The following is a 17,022-nucleotide window of genomic DNA, read 5'->3' on the forward strand; positions in this document are numbered from 1 at the left end:
GCTCCTCCGTGATTCGACGAACGTCAACACAGGGGGCCCGGGTGACACCACAACGCCCGTGCCCCGCACCCAGGGTCCTGGGGTGCGGGGCACGGGCGTCTCGGGCCGATGTGCGGCTACACGGCGGCGGGCACGGCGACGTTCCGCCCGGCGTCGGCCGGCTCCTGGTCGTCGACCGGCGAGGCCGAGGCCGCGTTGTACGCGTCGAGGTCGAGGATCTTCTCGCGGGCCGCGACGAGGACCGGGACCAGCGCCTGACCGGCTACGTTCGTGGCCGTGCGGATCATGTCCAGGATCGGGTCGATCGCCATCAGCAGACCGACGCCCTCCAGCGGGAGGCCCAGGGTGGAGAGGGTCAGGGTCAGCATGACCGTCGCACCCGTGAGGCCCGCGGTGGCCGCCGAGCCGACGACCGAGACGAAGGCGATCAGCAGGTAGTCCTTGACGCCCAGCTCGACGCCGAAGATCTGCGCGATGAAGATCGCGGCGAGCGCCGGGTAGATCGCGGCGCAGCCGTCCATCTTGGTCGTCGCGCCGAACGGGACGGCGAAGGAGGTGTACTCCTTCGGTACGCCGAGACGCTCGGTGACCTTGACCGTGACCGGCATCGTGCCGACCGAGGAGCGGGAGACGAAGGCCAGCTGGATGGCCGGCCACGCGCCCTTGAAGAACTGCAGCGGGTTGACCTTCGCGACGGTCGCGAGCAGCAGCGGGTACACGCCGAACAGAACCAGCGCGCAGCCGATGTAGACGTCGGCGGTGAAGGTCGCGTACTTGCCGATGAGGTCCCAGCCGTAGTCGGCGATGGCGTAGCCGATGAGGCCGACCGTGCCGATCGGGGCGAGGCGGATGACCCACCACAGGGCCTTCTGGAGCAGCTCCAGGACGGACTCGCTGAGGGTGAGGATCGGCTTGGCGCGCTCACCGAGCGCCAGCGCCGCGATTCCCGCGACGGCGGCCATGAAGACGATCTGAAGGACGTTCAGCTCGGTGAAGGGCGTGATGACGTCCGTCGGGATGATCCCGGTGAGGAAGTCGATCCAGGAGCCCGCGTTCTCCGGCTTCTGGCCGTCCTTCGGGGTGAGGCCGGTGCCCGCGCCCGGGTTGGTGATCAGACCGATCGCGAGGCCGATGGCGACCGCGATGAGCGAGGTGATCATGAACCAGAGCAGCGTGTGCGTGGCCAGTCGGGCGGCGTTGTTGACCTTGCGCAGGTTGGTGATCGACACAAGGATCGCGAAGAAGACGAGCGGGGCGACCGCCAGCTTCAGCAGCTGGACGAAGATTCCGCCGACCTGCTCGAGGGTCTTGTACAGCCAGTCGATGTCCTGGCTGCGGGCCAGCCAGCCGAGCAGGGCGCCGAGCACGAGACCGGCGACGATCTGGGCCCAGAAGGGGACGTCGGGTATGCGGCTGGTGCGGGTGGGCGTCGCGGAGTTCGCGGACACGGACACACTCCATCAGGGGGTCCCCCACGCTCTCAGGGCGTAGGGAAGTACGGGGGCGTACGAGGACAGGGTGCGGCGCCCGCGCCTGAGGACCAGGAGGAACCGGGACGAACCAGGGCGGCGCCGCTGTGATGCCGGGTCAGACCGAGCGGCAACAGACCGCGGACATACAGCGGCAGAGATCGACGTGCAGGCGCGCCACGAGCGGAGGGCTCATGGGGGCGTGAGGGCGCACTGCTGTCGTCATGGGCAACACGTTAACACTTGAACTTTGAGAACCTCAAAGCCCTGCTTTGAGGCGGCAACCCGCCAAGCGGAAGACCGCCACACTCGAGGCCCCGGAACACGCCAACACCCCGCACGGGAGCGGCTGCTCGGGTACGGGGTGTCGAACGAATATGAGGAGTCTTACATTCCGCTTATTACCGGAGGGCGCTGTCCTCCTGCGAACGGTTCGCCTCCAGCCGGGACTTCGCCCGGTCGACCTTCGTCACGATCTGCTCGGACATCGCGTCGCGCTGCTTGCGCAGAAGGACGTAGCTCAGCGGCGCCGAGATCACGATGGCGAGGACCAGCACCCACAGCAGGTTCGAGTCACCGAGGCCGCGCGGCAGCACCCTCAGGTACACAAGTCCCCACAGGACGAAGAAGCAGCCGGCGAAGACGCCGAGCCGCATGAGCGTGTACCGGAGCGTGGCGCTCGTCTTGCTGTCGGACACGACGGCCCCTTTCCCTTCACTGACGTGCCCGTCCAGTGAAGCACGTCCCGAATTGATCAGTTCAGGGGGAGCAGCATCGTGATGTCGTCACGGTCGTCCCCTTCGGCCACCCGGATCGCGCTGGGCACTCGTCCGACCTCTTTGTAGCCGCACGAGGCGTAGAACGTCTCCAGGCCGAGGCCACCGCGGCAGGTGAGCCGTATGGCCTCGATGCCGCCCAGTCCACGGGCCGCGTCGGCGGCGGCGGCGAGCAGTTCGCGGCCGTACCCCTTGCCCTGGTGCCGAGGGTGGACCATCACGGTGTAGAGCCAGATCCAGTGCCGCATCAGCCGGTGCGTGTTGAGGGTGAGGAAGGCTGCGGCCGCGAGCTGCCCGTCCTCGTCGTACCCGACGAGCAGCCGCTTGCGCCCCTCGGCGATCCCGGCCAGATGCTTCAGCCACTCGGGCCGTATGTCGTCCCCCGTGACGGGTGGTACGAAGCCCACGGCCCCACCCGCGTTGGACACGTCCGCCCAGAGCGTGAGCACTCCCTCGCGCAGGGCGGGCCCAACGGGCGGATCGAGCTGGAAGACGAGGGCCATGCCCCGAAGGTAACAACCGGCCGGGACTGCCCCGGAACCCGTCCGGCTGTGAGAACGGACACCCGCTCCCGCCGGCCCCGGGGGAGCCGCCGGACCGTCAGACCCGCATCGGCTGCGGCGACTCGCGGCGGTCCGCGTCCGGGCCCGGGTACTCGCGGATGATCTCGTAGCGGGTGTTCCGCTCGACCGGGCGGAAGCCCGCGTCGCGGATCAGCTCCAGCAGGTCGTCGCGGGTGAGCTTGTTGGGCGTGCCGTAGTTGTCGGCGTCATGCGTGATCTTGTACTCGACGACCGAGCCGTCCATGTCGTCCGCGCCGTGCTGCAGCGCCAGCTGGGCCGTCTGGACGCCGTGCATGACCCAGAAGACCTTGACGTGCGGGACGTTGTCGAAGAGGAGCCGCGAGACCGCGAAGGTCTTCAGCGCCTCGGCGCCCGTCGCCATCGTCGTCCGCGCCTGAAGGCGGTTGCGGACCTTGCCGTCCTTCATGTCGACGAAGTCGTGCTGGTAGCGCAGCGGGATGAAGACCTGGAAGCCGCCGGTCTCGTCCTGGAGTTCACGCAGCCTCAGGACGTGGTCCACCCGGTGGCGGGGCTCCTCGATGTGCCCGTACAGCATCGTGCACGGGGTCTTCAGACCCTTCTCGTGCGCGAGGCGGTGGATGCGCGACCAGTCCTCCCAGTGGGTGCGGTGGTCGACGATGTGCTGCCGGACCTCCCAGTCGAAGATCTCGGCGCCGCCACCGGTGAGCGACTCGAGACCGGCCTCGATCAGCTCGTCGAGGATCTCGGACGCGGAGAGCCCGGAGATGGTCTCGAAGTGGTGGATCTCCGTCGCCGTGAACGCCTTCAGCGAGACGTTCGGCAGGGCCTTCTTCAGCTCGCTCAGCGACCGCGGGTAGTAGCGCCACGGCAGGTTGGGGTGGAGCCCGTTGACGATGTGCAGCTCGGTGAGGTTCTCGTTCTCCATCGCCTTGGCGAGGCGGACGGCCTCCTCGATGCGCATGGTGTACGCGTCCTTCTCGCCCGGCTTGCGCTGGAACGAGCAGTACGCGCAGGACGCGGTGCACACGTTCGTCATGTTGAGGTGACGGTTGACGTTGAAGTGGACGACGTCGCCGTTCTTGCGCGTACGCACCTCGTGGGCGAGGCCACCGAGCCAGGCCAGGTCGTCCGACTCGTACAGAGCGATGCCGTCCTCACGGCTGAGCCGCTCGCCGGCACGGACCTTCTCCTCCAGCTCGCGCTTGAGCCCCGCGTCCATCAAGCCGCCTCCCATACGTCAACCAATCGGGCCTCACACACCGTACTCCCCCGCACTTCACGGGCGAGGGCGCCCCCACAGCGCTCCGCGCTAGGCCTCCTCGGGAAGTTCGCCGACCCGGTTCTCCCACTTCGTGGAGAGCACGATCGTCGTACGCGTCCGCGAGACGCCCTTCGTCCCGGACAGCCGGCGGATCGTCTTCTCCAGTCCGTCGACGTCGCCCACCCGCACCTTGAGCATGTACGAGTCGTCGCCCGCGATGAACCAGCAGTCCTCGATCTCCTCGAGGTCGCGCAGCCGGCGCGCCACGTCCTCGTGGTCGGCGGCGTCGGAGAGGGAGATGCCGATCAGCGCGGTGACGCCGAGGCCGAGCGAGGCGGCGTCGACGGTCGCACGGTATCCGGTGATGACGCCCGCCGCCTCCAGGCGGTTGATGCGGTCGGTGACGGAGGGACCCGAGAGTCCGACGAGCCGGCCGAGCTCGGCGTACGAAGCTCTGCCGTTCTCGCGCAGAGCCTGGATGAGCTGCCTATCCACGGCGTCCATATGCCTGAGCCTTCCATTATTCAGCGATACCGCAAGTTTACGTGTAGAATCTAAGGCACACAGGGCCGACACCCTGTGAATCTTTTCAAACGATCACAGACGATCCATACAGGAGATGACGCTCACCGTGTACACGATCGAGATGGCCTACGCCCACATGCGACAGCTGCAGGAGCTGGCCAGCCGCTCGCGTGCTCACCGGCCTGCCGCCGCGCAACGCGCCGACCGGACGGCCTCTCCCGCCCGCCGCGCGGCCAAGAAGCGCTAGGTCCCGTCCGACAGGACCCAGGCCCCTTCGGGCAGGACCCGGTTCCTGTCCGATCCCTAGTCACCTCGGGACTGGGCACCACCCAGTTCCCCCTCCCAACGGCGGTACAGCCGGTGCGGCACCCCTGCCGCGTCCAGGACCCGCCCGGCGACGAAGTCCACCAGATCCTGGATGTGCGTCGCCCCCGCGTAGAACGCCGGAGAGGCGGGCAGGACGACAGCGCCCGCCTCGTCCAGCGCCACAAGATGCTTCAGGGTCTGCCCGTTCAGCGGGGTCTCCCGCACCGCGACCACCAGCTTCCGGCGCTCCTTCAGCGTCACGCTCGCCGCCCGTTGCAGCAGGTCCTTCGACAGTCCGAGCGCCACGCCCGCGACACACGCGGTCGACGCCGGCACGATCAGCATCCCCTTGACGGGGTACGAGCCCGACGACGGTCCCGCGGCGAGGTCCCCCGCGGCCCAGTGCCGTACGTCCGCGGCCTCGTCCACCGCGAAGGTGCCGGGCTTGCCGTCGGCGCCCCGCTCCAGCCACACGCGCAGATCGTCGCGCCAGTGGGCGTCCCGGAAAGCGATGCCGGTCTCGTCCAGCAGGGTGAGCCGCGACGCCCGCGACACCACCAGGTCGACACTCTCACCGGCGTCGAGCAGTCCGCGCAGCACGGCGGCGGCGTACGGGGTCCCGGACGCCCCGGAGACCCCGACTACCCACGGGGTGCGGTTGGCGTCATTCATGGCATCGAGCCTATCCGGCCGCCGGGTGGCGGAACTGAGTAAGGTCTCCCGGACGTTTCCGGGGGAGACGCAGAGACCTCAGGGGGGCCGCGATGTCGACCAGGGCACTCGAATGGAGCCGGACCGACCGGGCGATGGCGGCAGGCAAGCTGATGCTGGGCTGGTTGGCGCTGCTGTGGCTCCTGGAGGTCGTCGACCTCGCGACGGGCCACAGCCTCGATCCGTACGGGATCACGCCGCGCGAGTTCGGCGAGCTGCGGGACATCGTCCCCGCGGCCTTCCTCCACTTCGGCTTCGACCACCTCACGGCCAACACGTTCCCGCTCCTCGTGCTCGGCTTCCTCGCCGCCCTCGGGGGCATACGCCGCTTCCTGGGGGTCGTCGCCACCGTCGTGCTGGCGTCTGGCCTGGGCGTCTGGCTGACCTCACCCGAGGGCTCCCTCACGCTGGGCGCATCGGGCGTCGTGTTCGGCCTCTTCGGCTATGTGCTGGTCCGCGGGTTCGTGGACCGCAGCGCGGTGGACGTGGTGGTCGGCCTGCTCGTGGCGGCGTTCTACGGCTCGATCCTGTGGGGCGTGCTGCCCACCGCGTCGGGGGTGAGCTGGCAGGGCCACCTCTTCGGTGTGCTGGGCGGTGTGGCGGCGGCCTTCTTCTTCCGCCGCCACCGCACTCCGCAGCGGGCCCCGCTCACACCGTGAGCCTCACACCGTGAGGCCTCGCACCAGCAGGTCCAGCAGAGCGCACGCGAAGAGCGCGATGCCGATGAAGCCGTTCACGGTGAAGAACGCCCGGTTCAGCCGGGACAGGTCGTGCGGGCGCACGATCGTGTGCTCGTAGCCGAAGGCGACGGCGACGATCACCAGTCCCGCCCAGAAGAAGAGGCCGGCGCCGGTGGCGAGGGCGTACCAGACGAACAGTCCCGTCGTCACCGCGTGGCACACCCGCGCACCCCACAGCGCCGCCGGCACCCCGAAGCGTGCCGGCACCGACATCACGCCTTCCGCACGGTCGGCCCGGACGTCCTGGCAGGCGAAGATCAGGTCGAAGCCGCCGATCCACACGCCGACCGCCAGGCCGAGGATCACCGCGTCCCAGGACCAGGTCCCGGTGACCGCGATCCATGCGCCGACCGGGCCCATCGCCTGGGCGAGCCCCAGGATCGCGTGCGGGAAGTTCGTGAAGCGCTTCCCGTACGGATAGACCACCATCGGGACGATCGCGACGGGTGCGAGGGCCAGGCACAGCGGATTGAGCAGTGCCGCCGCGCCCAGGAAGATCACGAGCGCGATGCCCGCCCCGGTCCACGCGGACCGCAGGGACACGGCGCCTGTGACCAGCTCCCGTCCCGCGGTGCGCGGGTTACGGGCGTCGATCTCGCGGTCGATGATCCGGTTGCAGGCCATCGCGAAGGTCCGCAGGCCCACCATCGCGACGGTGACCAGCAGCAGCTCGGTCCAGTGGATGTTCCGGTCCAGCTGGAACATCGCGGTGAGGGACGCGATGTAGGCGAACGGCAGCGCGAAGACCGAGTGCTCGATCATCACCAGCCGCAGGAACGCCTTGACCTTGCCGGTCGGCTGCGGCGCGGAGCCGGGGCCGACTACGCCGTCTGCGGTGGTGGTCATGCCAGGCTCCTCCGGAAGTCCTCCAGCTCGTCGCGGAGGTCCGCGACGGGCAGCGCCCCCAGCTCCAGTTCGAGCGGGTCCTCACCGCCGTCGGGCGAAGTGACACGGGCGAGCAGGGCCACCCGGTCGTCGCCGCGGGTGCGGCCCTCCAGGCCGAGCGCACCGTCCGCGAGGTCCAGCGCGAAGTCGGCGTCGCCGTCCAACGCCGTCAGCAGGGCGTCCGCGAACGCGGCGGCCTCGGCGACGGCGAAGCCGGGCAGGACGAAGCCGCGGCTCTCGCCGTCGGCCCGGTCGGCGAGCATCTGCCACGTGTCCTCGGGGCCGGCGAACTCCTCCGGGGAGACCCCGGCCCGCTCGGCAGCGAGGCGCAGCCCCGGGTCGTTCACGTCCAGCTCGGGGCGCACCAGCGCCACGCACGGGGTGTCGGCGCCGAGGAACAGGGCGGGACCGCCCACGGCCATGGGGCTCACAGGCCGTACTCCTTCCAGCGGCGGTCGACCAGCGCCGCCGTGTCCGGGTCGGAGAGCACCATGTTCGGCCAGCCCCCGTCCCGGGTGTAGCCCTCCTCGGGCCACTTCCTCGTCGCGTCGATTCCGGCCTTGCCGCCCCAGAACTGCTGGTAGGAGGAGTGGTCCAGATGGTCCACGGGTCCCTCGACCACCGTCAGGTCACGGGCGTAGTCGGTGTTGCCGAGCGCCCGCCACGAGACCTCGTGCAGGTCGTGGACGTCGCAGTCGGAGTCGACGACCACGATCAGCTTGGTCAGCGACATCATGTGCGCGCCCCAGATCGCGTGCATGACCTTCTGCGCGTGCTTCGGGTACTTCTTGTCGATCGAGACGATCGCGCAGTTGTGGAAGCCGCCCGACTCGGGCAGGTGGTAGTCCACGATGTCCGGCACGATGATCTTCAGCAAGGGCAGGAAGAAGCGTTCCGTCGCGCGCCCCAGAGGGCCGTCCTCCGTCGGCGGGCGGCCGACCACGATCGACTGGAGCAGCGGGCGCTTGCGCATCGTCACACAGTCGATCGTCAGCGCGGGGAAGTCCTCCTGCGGCGTGTAGAAGCCGGTGTGGTCGCCGAACGGGCCCTCGGGAAGCATCTTCCCCGGCTCCAGCCAGCCCTCCAGCACGACCTCCGCCTGCGCGGGTACCTGCAGCGGCACGGTCTTGCAGTCCACCATCTCGATGCGCTTCCCCTGGACGAAGCCGGCGAAGAGGTACTCGTCGATGTCGCCGGGCAGCGGCGCCGTGGAGGCGTACGTGACGGCCGGCGGGCAGCCGAAGGCGATCGCGACGGGCAGCTTCTCGCCGCGCCGCGCGGCCACCTGGTAGTGGTTGCGGCTGTCCTTGTGGATCTGCCAGTGCATGCCGATGGTGCGCTTGTCGTGGCGCTGGAGGCGGTACAGCCCGAGGTTGCGCACGCCCGACTCCGGGTCCTTGGTGTGCGTCAGACCGAGGTTGAAGAAGGAGCCGCCGTCCTCCGGCCAGGTGAACAGCGCGGGCAGCCGGTCCAGATCGACGTCGTCCCCGCGCAGGACGACCTCCTGCACCGGGGCGTCCTTCACCTTCTTCGGCGGGACGTGCGTCATGGCGCCGAGCTTCCCGAACGCCTCGCGCACCCCCACGAACCCGTGCGGCAGCTCGGGCTTCAGCAGTCCGCCGATCTTCGTGCTGATCTCGTCGTACGACTTCAGACCGAGAGCCTTGAGCAGCCGGCGGTCCGTCCCGTACACGTTCATCGCCAGCGGCATCGACGAGCCGCGCACGTTCTCGAAGAGGAGCGCGGGGCCGCCGGACTTCTGGACCCGGTCGACGATCTCCCCGACTTCCAGACAGGGGTCGACTTCGGTCTTGATGCGCTTGAGGTCGCCCTCGCGCTCCAGTGCGCGCAGCAGCGAGCGAAGATCGTCGTAAGCCATGCCGTCCAGTATCGGCCACTCGCTACGCTGGAGCTGTCACGGGGGCCGTGCCCACGGTCCCGAATCTCCGCACGCAGGGGGCCACCCATGCTTCGGGTACTGATGTTCTTGGTGCCGCTGGCGCTCAGCATCTACGCCTTCATCGACTGCATCTCCACCGACGAGCAGGAGATCAGGCACATCCCCAAGCCGATCTGGGCGATCCTCGTGCTGCTCTTCCCGCTCGTCGGCTCGATCTCCTGGCTGGTCGCCGGCAAGAAGCGCACGGCCGCGCGGCCGGAGCGCGGCGGCCGCTGGGTGGCCCCGGACGACAACCCGGACTTCCTGAGGTCCCTCGACGACGAGACCGATCCGACGAAGGACCCGGGGCAGGACCCCAGGCGGGACGAGGACCCGGGCAAGTCCTGACGGGCAGGGCCGGCTGAACGGGCTGCGGAAGGGGCCGGGGGTCATGGACCAGGAGCAGGCACGGCGCTGGCTGTCCACCGCTCTCGCCGAGGCCCGCGCCGGCCTCTCGGAGGGCGGCATCCCGATCGGTGCCGCGCTGTACGGCGCGGACGGTGCCCTCCTCGGCCGCGGCCACAACCGCCGCGTCCAGGACGACGATCCGTCGCTGCACGCGGAGACGGCCGCGTTCCGGGCGGCCGGGCGGCAGCGCTCGTACCGCGGTACGACGATGGTCACGACCCTCTCCCCCTGCTGGTACTGCTCCGGGCTGGTCCGGCAGTTCGGCATCTCCCGGGTCGTCGTCGGCGAGGCCGAGACCTTCCACGGCGCCCACGACTGGCTCGCCGCGCACGGCGTGGAGGTCGTGGTCCTGGACGACCCCGAATGCACGGCCCTGATGGGCGCGTTCGCCGGCAGGCACCCCGAGCTGTGGAGCGAGGACATCGGCGATGACCAGTGACCGCATTCCCGTGATCGACCTGGCGCCCTGGCTCGCCGGGGACCAGGAGTCCCGCGCCCGCACCGCCGCCACCGTCGACGAGGCCCTGCGCACCGCGGGCTTCCTGCTCGTCACCGGCCACGGGGTCGGCCAGGACCTGCGGTCGGAGATCCGGGAGCCGGCCCGCGGCTTCTTCCGCCTCCCGCAGGCGGCGAAGGAGCCGTACGCGGTGAAGGTCGGCGGACGCGGCTGGCTCGGGCCCGGGGCGGAGGCCAACGGCTACGCGGAGGGCACACGGACGCCGCCCGATCTCAAGGAGTCGCTGTCCTTCGCCGCGGACGAGCCGAGCGGCGACCCGGCGGTCGACGCGGAGTGGTTCCTGCCGAACACCTGGCCGGGCGAGTGTCCCTCGCTGCGTCCTGCCGTGGAGGCGTATCTGGCCGCGATGCGAGTGCTGTCGGATCGGCTCCTCGGCCTGCTGGGGGTGGCGCTCGGCGAGTCCGAGGACTTCTTCACCCGGCACACCACGCATCCGACCTGGGGTTTCAACATCAACTGGTATCCCGGCCGGGACACCGTCGGCGAGCCGCAGCCCGGCCAGTTCCGGATCGGCCCGCACACCGACTTCGGCACGGTCACCGTCCTCGACCGGCAGACCGGCAAGGGCGGTCTCCAGGTCTTCACGGACGGGGGCGGCTGGGAGGACGCCCCGTACGCACCGGACGCGCTGACCGTCAACATCGGGGACCTGATGGCCCGCTGGACCGGCGGCCGCTGGTGCTCGGGACGCCATCGGGTGCTGCCACCGCCCGCCGACGCACCGGCGGAGGAGCTGATGTCGCTCGTCTACTTCTACGAGTGCGATCCGGGTACCGATGTGCGGGGCATCGACTCGCACACGTATCTGCGTGCCCAGCTGGACGCGATCACGGCCGGCTGACGTACTCGTCGCGCAGCTGCCTGAAGCGGTCCGGGGTCCAGCCGGACCAGTCCATGGGCCGTCCGTCGAGCGCGGCGTCCAGGTACTCGAAGTGCTGGTGCCAGCCCGCCAGATTGTCGAGGCGCTGCTCGTCGGTCCCGGTGAACTCGTTGGTGAAGCGCAGGACCGTCGCCAGGGAGTCCGCGGGGGCCGGCTCCATGTGGAAGCGGATCCGGCCGTGGAGCTCCACGGTGTACTCGGCGACGGCCTCCCTGTCCCAGGCCGTCACCCGCCCGGACACCACCGTCCCCTCCCCCTCCGCGGGAGCGTTGAGCCACCGGAGCGTCACCCGCCCGTCGAGGTGCGGCTCCAGCGGGTCGGCGGCGGCCAGCCACTGGGGCAAGCCCTCCGGGGTCGCCACGGCGACCCAGACGTTCACCACGGGGTGCGGCAGGTGCATCACGAAGTGCAGGACGTGGGTGTCGCCGTCGGCGCCCTCGCGGGTCTCGCTGGTGCCATGAGGGATCGCTTCGGTCGTCATGGCACCAGCGTCGCCCGTGCGGGCCGGGCCCGCTACCGTGTCTCGCCCACCCGGTCGACGACCGCGCGCACCAGGATCGCGCTCGTGCCGGCGAGCTCGCTCTTCTCCAGTCCGCCCTCGGTCTCACGGACGGCGATGTCGCGCTCGCCGAGGAGTTCCCTGGTGTTCCTGTCGAAGATCAGCTGCGCGCGGATGCCGTCGTCCTCGCGGGCGATCGCGACCCCGTGCCGACCGGCGGCGTCGGCCACGTCGTCGACGACGACCACGCCCGGGATCTTCGCCGCTGCGCGGAAGAGCGCGGCGCCGGCCTCAGGGGGCATGACGTTCTCCCGGATCAGGTCACCGACGAGGACGAACATCTGCTGCTCCTCGCTGTTGCTCCCGCCGCCGTCGGCGTTCTCGCGGAGCCGGTCCAGCATCTTGCCGGGGTCGGTCGGCAGGGTCTCCAGATGCCGGTAGCTGCCTCGCCCCGCCCGGAGAGCCGGGAGCGTACGGTGCCGACGGGGATGCCGAGCGCCTCCGCCGCGGCCGCGTAGTCGAGCCCCGACCACACGCAGAGCGCGAGCACCTCTCGCTCGGGCCGCCCCAGCGCCGCCATTGCGGTCCGTACGAGTCCGAGCCGCTCGGTGCCGTCGATCCTGGCCGCCACCTCGTCGGCGAAGTCGGCGACGTCGTGTCCCGTTCGTCTCGGGGCAGCCGCGCCATCGCGGCCGCATGCCGGCGCCCGGCGCGTTGCGCGTTGCGCGTGACGTTCGTGGCGATGCCGAGCAGCCAGGGCAGCAGCGAGCCGCCCTCGGCGTCGACCTTGCCGCGCAGCCGCCACGCCTCCAGGTACGTCAGCGACACGACGTCCTCCGCGACCGCCCACTCCCCCGTGAGCCGGTAGGCGTGGTTGCAGACGGAGCGGGCGTGCGCGTCGAACAGTGTGCCGAAGGCGTCGTGGTCGCCCGCGCGCACACGCGTCCTCAGTTGTGTGTCCACGCCCGTTCATCCGTCCGAACGGCAAAGGCCGGTTCCCATGACCTGCGTCACAGGAACCGGCCTCTGCGTCGGATCCGTCAGACCCCGGCGTAGCTGTGGAGGCTGTTCACGAAGAGGTTGACGCCGTAGTAGTTGAAAAGGAAGCAGGCGAAGGCGACCAGCGCGATGTACGCCGCCTTGCGGCCCTTCCAGCCCGCGGTCGCACGCGCGTGGAGATACGCGGCGTACGCGACCCAGGTGATGAAGGACCAGACCTCCTTGGCGTCCCAGCCCCAGTAGCGGCCCCAGGCGTCACCGGCCCAGATCGCGCCCGCGATGATCGTGAAGGTCCACAGCGGGAAGACCGCGGCGTTGACGCGGTAGGCGAACTTGTCGAGGGAGGCCGCGGCGGGCAGGCGCTCCAGCACCGAGCGGGCGAAGGAGCCGGGGTTGCCACCGCTCTCCAGCTTGTTCTCGTACGAATCCCGGAAGAGGTAGAGGAGCGTCGCGACGGCGCCCAGGTAGAACACCGCTCCGCAGAAGATCGCCGTGGAGACGTGGATCCACAGCCAGTACGAGTGCAGTGCCGGGACCAGCTGGTCGCTCTCGGTGTAGAGCCAGGTGACGGCGATGCCGAGGTCCAGCAGGACCGAGGTGACCAGCGGCAGTCCGATCCAGCGGACGTTCTTCTTCGCGAAGAGGAAGACCAGGTACGCGCCCACCACCGCCGTGGAGAAGGTGGTCGAGAACTCGTACATGTTGCCCCAGGGGGCCCGCTGCACGGACACGGCGCGGGCGGTGACGCCGGCCGCCTCGACGAGGAAGGCGAGGATGGTCAGCGAGACCGCGATCCGCCCGTAGAGGTCGCCCTTGGCCGTGCCGCCCGCGGCACCGGGACCGTCCGGCACGTCGCGCCGTCCGGCCGCCGTGCGCGTGACGACCTTGGGGCGCTCCAGCACGGTCGTGCCGCCTCCTGCGGAGCCGGCGCCGGCACCTGCGGTCACGCCCGCTGCCGGCGCGGGGGCGGTCAGCGCGGCGGCGGTGCGGCCGACCTTGCTGCGGCTGCCGAAGACCCACTCGGCGATGTGCGCCAGGAACGCCAGGGTGTAGACGGCCATCGCGGAGTAGATCAGCACGTTGCTGAACTCGGCGAGGCTCTCGTTGGTGGCGGCGGCAAGATTCACTGGGTTGCCCCTCGGGAGGATTCATGCGGCTTCGAGCACGTGGGGTCGCCGCCCGGGATCCGGGGGTCGTTCCCCGGGGATGTCAGCACTTCTCGGCCCCTTCGGCAGGAACAGCGTCGGCAGGATCGGGATCTGGGACGGGATCGGGCGCGGTCGGCACCTGTGCGTTGAGAGTGACGGCCAGGTCCCCCAGCTCCTCGCCGAGCTTCGCGGACTCGCTCCGGCCGAGCCCCGCCATCTCGACGACGGTCAGCCCCCCGGTGGAGGAGTCGCCCCGTACGGCCCGGACCCAGATCCGGCGCCGCTGGATGAAGAGCGAGCCGACGAGCCCCGCGATCGCGGCGATCGCCCCGGCGAGGGCGAGACCGTTGCCGGGCTGCTGGGAGATCTGGAAGCTGGCCCACTCCTTGATCTCCTTCTCGAAGGTGACCGAGCCGGCGCCGTCGGGCAGCGTCATCGTCTCGCCGGGCAGCAGCGTCTGCTTGAACACATCGCCCTTGGCGTCCTTGAACGCCGTCATCTTGCTGGTGTCCAACTGGTACACGTTCTGCGGAAGTCCCGCATTCACCCGCAGATCGCCGTGGTAGGCGCCCAGGTTCAGGGCCGGGAAGACGAGGCCGGGGAACTGCGAGAGCATCTCGCCGTGACCCTTGCCCGCGTACGTCGGGACGAAGAACGCGGGGAAGCCCAGCTGGTCCTTCTTGCCGTCCTTGTCCCGGTAGCCGTCCATCACCTTGATGACCCCGGTGGAGCTGACGTTGTTGTCGATGGGCAGCAGCGGCACCGCGTCCCGGAACACGACCTTGCCCCTGCCGTCCCGGACGGTGACGACGGGCGCGTAGCCGTGGGAGAGCAGATAGACCTTGGAGCCGCCGACCTTCAGGGGCTCGTTGACCCGGATGATGCGCTTCTTCTCCCGGCCCTCCGCGCCCTCCGTGTACGTCACGGCCGCCTCGAAGGTGCGCGGGGTGCCGCGCTGGGGCCCGCCGGCCTCGTACGTACCCGTGAAGCCGTCCAACCGGAAGCTGAACGGGGCCAGCTCGTCGATGCCGAACAGGGAACCGGACTTGAAGTCGTCGTACTGGGTGAGCGTGTTGGAGAAACCACCGCCCTCGACGATCAGCTTGCCGCCCTCGGACTTGAAGAGCTGCCCGGCCGCGAAGGCCACCAGCATCACGATCAGCGCGACATGGAAGACGAGGTTGCCGGCCTCGCGCAGATAGCCCTTCTCGGCGGCGACCGCCTCACCGGCCATGTGCGAGCGGAAGCGGCGCTTCTTGAGGAGCGCGAGCGCGGCCTCGCGGACCGCCTCGGGCTCGGCGTCCGTGCGCCAGGTCGTGTACGCGGGCAGCCGGGTGAGCCGCCGGGGGGCGGCCGGCGGGCGGCTGCGCAGCTGGCCGACGAACTGCCAGGTGCGGGGCACGATGCAGCCGATGAGCGAGACGAACAGCAGGATGTAGATCGCGGAGAACCACACCGAGCTGTAGACGTCGAAGAGCTGGAGCTTCTCGAAGACCGGCGTCCAGAACTCGTTGTTCGCCTTCCAGGCGGCCACCTTCGTCTCGTCCACGCTGTTCTGCGGGACGAGGGAGCCTGGGATCGCACCGAGCGAGAGCATGAAGAGCAGGATCAGGGCGACCCGCATCGAGGTCAGCTGGCGCCAGAACCAGCGCATCCAGCCGATGACGCCGAGAGTGGGTCCGCCGACGGGCTCCGCCTGCTCGTCCTGAGGTGCGGTGGAGAGCCGGGCGGTCCCCGTCTCCTCGGCCACCGACTCATCGGCCACCGTCTCTTCGGCCGCCGTCCGTGCCGTCTTGCTCATGGATCAGATCCCCACCTGGAAGCCTTCGGACCAACCCTGCATCTCCTGCACGAGGATGTCCCACGCGCCTGTGAGGAGCAGGAGGCCGGTCACGATCATCATTCCGCCGCCGATGCGCATCACCCACGCATAGTGCCGCTTGACCCAGCCGAACGCACCGAGCGCCTTGCGGAAGGCGACCGCGGCGAGGATGAACGGCAGTCCGAGCCCGAGGCAGTACGCCGCGGTCAGCAGCGCGCCGCGGCCCGCGCTGGCCTGCTCCCATGCCAGGGCGTTGACGGAGCTCAGCGTCGGGCCGATGCACGGGGTCCAGCCGACACCGAAGAGGGCGCCGAGGACCGGCGCGCCGACCAGACCCGTCGTCGGCCGCTTGTGGAAGCGGAACTCGCGCTGGGTGAGGAAGGGCATCAGGCCCAAGAAGAAGATCCCCATCAGGATCATCAGCGCGCCGAGGACGGCGGTGAGGGTCTCCCGGTGCTCCTGGAGGGTCCCGCCGAAGTAGCCGAAGAGCGCCCCGCCCGAGACGAAGACGGCGGAGAAGCCGAGCACGAAGAGGGAGGCCCCGGCGACCATCCGGCCTTTTCTGGCCTCGGCCAGATCGGTACCGGTGACTCCGGTCACGTACGAGAGATAGCCGGGGACCAGCGGCAGCACGCACGGCGAGAAGAAGGAGACGAGACCCCCCAGCACGGCGATGGGCAGGGCGAGCAGCAGTGCCCCGTTGTAGACCGTCTCGTTCACGCTACTTCTCCGCGATCAGCGGGTCGACCATCGAGCGGAGCATCTTGTCGTCGAGGGGGCGCAGCGCGCGCGCGGCGATCTTCCCCTCCCGGTCGATGACGAGGGTGGTGGGAATGGCCTGCGGATTGAGGCTGCCCTTGGGGAATTTCAGGATGAGCTTGCCGATCGGGTCGTGGAAGCTCGGGTAGCTGACACCGAATTCCTGCTCGAAGGCGCGCGCGGGCGCGGTCTGCGTGTCGCGGGTGTTGATGCCGACGAACTCGACGCCCTGGGCCTTGGTGTCCTTGGCGACCTTCTCCAGGTACTTGGCCTCGCTGCGGCAGGGCGTGCACCACGAGCCCCACACGTTCATGACGACGATCTTGCCCTTGTAGTCGGCGAGATCGAGCGGCTTGCCCTGCAGATCCTTGCCGGAGAGCTCCGGGGCGGCCACGCGCTTGCCCTTGGCAGCGGTGGAGATTCCGCCGGTGCTCGTGACGAAGTTGGTGTCGCCGCCGCCGCCGGACTTGCCGTTGGAGTCGCCGCTGCACGCCGAGAGCGTGAGCGCGGCCGCCAGGGCACCGGCGCCGGCGGCGAGCAGAGTGCGTCGAGGGGCGCGGCTAAGGCTCATGTGAAAAGTTTCGCATGGGGCTTCGGGGGATCTTCCGCACCCCCCTCGGTGCCCGTATCGCCCGTTGTCAAGATCGATTAAGCGGTGGTCTCACGGAGGAAGGTGTTCCAGCCCCCCGCTGGGGACTGTCCGACCTCGAGGGTACGGAGCTTCGCGAGGATCTTCGGGTCCTGGACGTCGAGCCAGTCGCAGAACTGCCTGAAGGACACCAGCCGTACGTCCTTCTTTCCGGCCATTCGCTTGAGCGCCTCTTCGACGGCGT

General features: G+C 69.7%; 19 protein-coding genes and 3 pseudogenes. 5 read left to right on the top strand and 17 right to left on the bottom strand.

Translation table 11 applies throughout. From position 1 onward, the window contains the following. Positions 1-116: 116 nt before the first annotated feature. The 5 genes from ABT078_RS12715 to ABT078_RS12735 form a co-directional block, all read right to left on the bottom strand. Positions 117-1,448 carry a dicarboxylate/amino acid:cation symporter gene (locus ABT078_RS12715; RefSeq protein ID WP_351226764.1) on the bottom strand — a complete coding sequence of 444 codons (1,332 nt, stop codon included), beginning with the start codon at positions 1,446-1,448 and terminating at the stop codon, positions 117-119. A 422-nt stretch (positions 1,449-1,870) separates the two neighbouring features. Beyond that, entirely contained in the window at positions 1,871-2,167 is a 297-nt protein-coding gene (locus ABT078_RS12720; RefSeq protein ID WP_351226766.1) for a DUF4229 domain-containing protein, read from the bottom strand. A 56-nt stretch (positions 2,168-2,223) separates the two neighbouring features. Next, on the bottom strand, positions 2,224-2,748 hold the full coding sequence (locus tag ABT078_RS12725) for a GNAT family N-acetyltransferase (protein ID WP_351226768.1): 525 nt from the start codon (positions 2,746-2,748) through the stop codon (positions 2,224-2,226). 97 nt (positions 2,749-2,845) lie between these two features. Next, entirely contained in the window at positions 2,846-4,009 is a 1,164-nt protein-coding gene (gene mqnE, locus ABT078_RS12730) for an aminofutalosine synthase MqnE (protein WP_351226770.1), read from the bottom strand. 90 nt (positions 4,010-4,099) lie between these two features. Beyond that, positions 4,100-4,555, bottom strand: coding sequence for an Lrp/AsnC family transcriptional regulator (locus tag ABT078_RS12735; RefSeq protein ID WP_351226772.1), 456 nt, complete (start codon positions 4,553-4,555; stop codon positions 4,100-4,102). Positions 4,556-4,670: 115 nt separating this feature from the next. Here ABT078_RS12735 and ABT078_RS12740 point away from each other — a divergent pair, with 115 nt between their 5' ends. Beyond that, positions 4,671-4,823, top strand: a complete 153-nt coding sequence (locus tag ABT078_RS12740) for a hypothetical protein (protein WP_351226774.1) — start codon at positions 4,671-4,673, stop codon at positions 4,821-4,823. Between the two features lie 56 nt (positions 4,824-4,879). Here the strand turns inward: ABT078_RS12740 and ABT078_RS12745 are convergent, their stop codons facing one another. Further along, the gene (locus ABT078_RS12745) at positions 4,880-5,554 is read right to left on the bottom strand and encodes a UbiX family flavin prenyltransferase (RefSeq protein WP_351226776.1); all 675 of its coding nucleotides are present in this window, start codon (positions 5,552-5,554) and stop codon (positions 4,880-4,882) included. A 92-nt stretch (positions 5,555-5,646) separates the two neighbouring features. Here ABT078_RS12745 and ABT078_RS12750 point away from each other — a divergent pair, with 92 nt between their 5' ends. Then, positions 5,647-6,252, top strand: coding sequence for a rhomboid family intramembrane serine protease (locus ABT078_RS12750; protein WP_351226778.1), 606 nt, complete (start codon positions 5,647-5,649; stop codon positions 6,250-6,252). Positions 6,253-6,255: 3 nt separating this feature from the next. Here ABT078_RS12750 and mqnP read toward each other — a convergent pair whose 3' ends face one another. The 3 genes from mqnP to ABT078_RS12765 are packed head-to-tail and all read right to left on the bottom strand — an operon-like array spanning position 6,256 to position 9,097. Next, entirely contained in the window at positions 6,256-7,179 is a 924-nt protein-coding gene (mqnP, locus tag ABT078_RS12755) for a menaquinone biosynthesis prenyltransferase MqnP (protein ID WP_351226780.1), read from the bottom strand. Then, positions 7,176-7,640 carry a hypothetical protein gene (locus ABT078_RS12760; RefSeq protein ID WP_351226821.1) on the bottom strand — a complete coding sequence of 155 codons (465 nt, stop codon included), beginning with the start codon at positions 7,638-7,640 and terminating at the stop codon, positions 7,176-7,178. The genes mqnP and ABT078_RS12760 overlap by 4 nt, the downstream gene beginning before the upstream one ends. 5 nt (positions 7,641-7,645) lie before the next feature. Further along, entirely contained in the window at positions 7,646-9,097 is a 1,452-nt protein-coding gene (locus tag ABT078_RS12765) for a menaquinone biosynthesis decarboxylase (protein WP_351226782.1), read from the bottom strand. 87 nt (positions 9,098-9,184) lie between these two features. Between ABT078_RS12765 and ABT078_RS12770 the strand changes: the two genes are divergently transcribed. The 3 genes from ABT078_RS12770 to ABT078_RS12780 are packed head-to-tail and all read left to right on the top strand — an operon-like array spanning position 9,185 to position 10,923. After that, positions 9,185-9,505 carry a PLD nuclease N-terminal domain-containing protein gene (locus ABT078_RS12770; protein ID WP_351226783.1) on the top strand — a complete coding sequence of 107 codons (321 nt, stop codon included), beginning with the start codon at positions 9,185-9,187 and terminating at the stop codon, positions 9,503-9,505. Between the two features lie 43 nt (positions 9,506-9,548). Continuing rightward, entirely contained in the window at positions 9,549-10,004 is a 456-nt protein-coding gene (locus ABT078_RS12775; protein WP_351226785.1) for a nucleoside deaminase, read from the top strand. Next, a complete protein-coding gene (locus ABT078_RS12780; protein WP_351226787.1) occupies positions 9,994-10,923 on the top strand; it encodes an isopenicillin N synthase family dioxygenase in 930 nt (309 codons plus the stop codon). Before ABT078_RS12775 ends, ABT078_RS12780 begins: the two co-directional genes overlap by 11 nt. On the opposite strand, the gene ABT078_RS12785 is transcribed toward ABT078_RS12780, so the two are convergent. The 8 genes and pseudogenes from ABT078_RS12785 to ABT078_RS12820 form a co-directional block, all read right to left on the bottom strand. Beyond that, complete coding sequence (locus ABT078_RS12785) at positions 10,910-11,443, bottom strand: SRPBCC domain-containing protein (RefSeq protein WP_351226789.1); 534 nt, start codon at positions 11,441-11,443, stop codon at positions 10,910-10,912. The genes ABT078_RS12780 and ABT078_RS12785 overlap by 14 nt on opposite strands. Before the next feature lie 32 nt (positions 11,444-11,475). Beyond that, a pseudogene (locus ABT078_RS12790) lies at positions 11,476-12,027 on the bottom strand (CU044_5270 family protein); the annotation flags it as partial. Continuing rightward, positions 11,919-12,424, bottom strand: a pseudogene (locus ABT078_RS12795) (RNA polymerase sigma factor); the annotation flags it as partial. The pseudogenes ABT078_RS12790 and ABT078_RS12795, both read right to left, overlap by 109 nt. Positions 12,425-12,501: 77 nt before the next feature. Next, positions 12,502-13,587, bottom strand: a complete 1,086-nt coding sequence (gene ccsB, locus ABT078_RS12800) for a c-type cytochrome biogenesis protein CcsB (protein ID WP_351226791.1) — start codon at positions 13,585-13,587, stop codon at positions 12,502-12,504. A gap of 82 nt (positions 13,588-13,669) precedes the next feature. Continuing rightward, on the bottom strand, positions 13,670-15,409 hold the full coding sequence (resB, locus tag ABT078_RS12805) for a cytochrome c biogenesis protein ResB (RefSeq protein ID WP_351226793.1): 1,740 nt from the start codon (positions 15,407-15,409) through the stop codon (positions 13,670-13,672). Between the two features lie 3 nt (positions 15,410-15,412). Further along, positions 15,413-16,150: a cytochrome c biogenesis CcdA family protein gene (locus ABT078_RS12810; RefSeq protein WP_351226795.1), complete on the bottom strand. Its 738-nt coding sequence runs from the start codon at positions 16,148-16,150 to the stop codon at positions 15,413-15,415. A gap of 1 nt (position 16,151) precedes the next feature. Continuing rightward, a complete protein-coding gene (locus ABT078_RS12815) occupies positions 16,152-16,760 on the bottom strand; it encodes a TlpA family protein disulfide reductase (RefSeq protein WP_351226797.1) in 609 nt (202 codons plus the stop codon). Between the two features lie 77 nt (positions 16,761-16,837). Further along, positions 16,838-17,022, bottom strand: a pseudogene (locus ABT078_RS12820) (hypothetical protein); the annotation flags it as partial.

The organism is Streptomyces sp. NPDC002133, from assembly GCF_040296405.1.
Classification (GTDB): domain Bacteria; phylum Actinomycetota; class Actinomycetes; order Streptomycetales; family Streptomycetaceae; genus Streptomyces.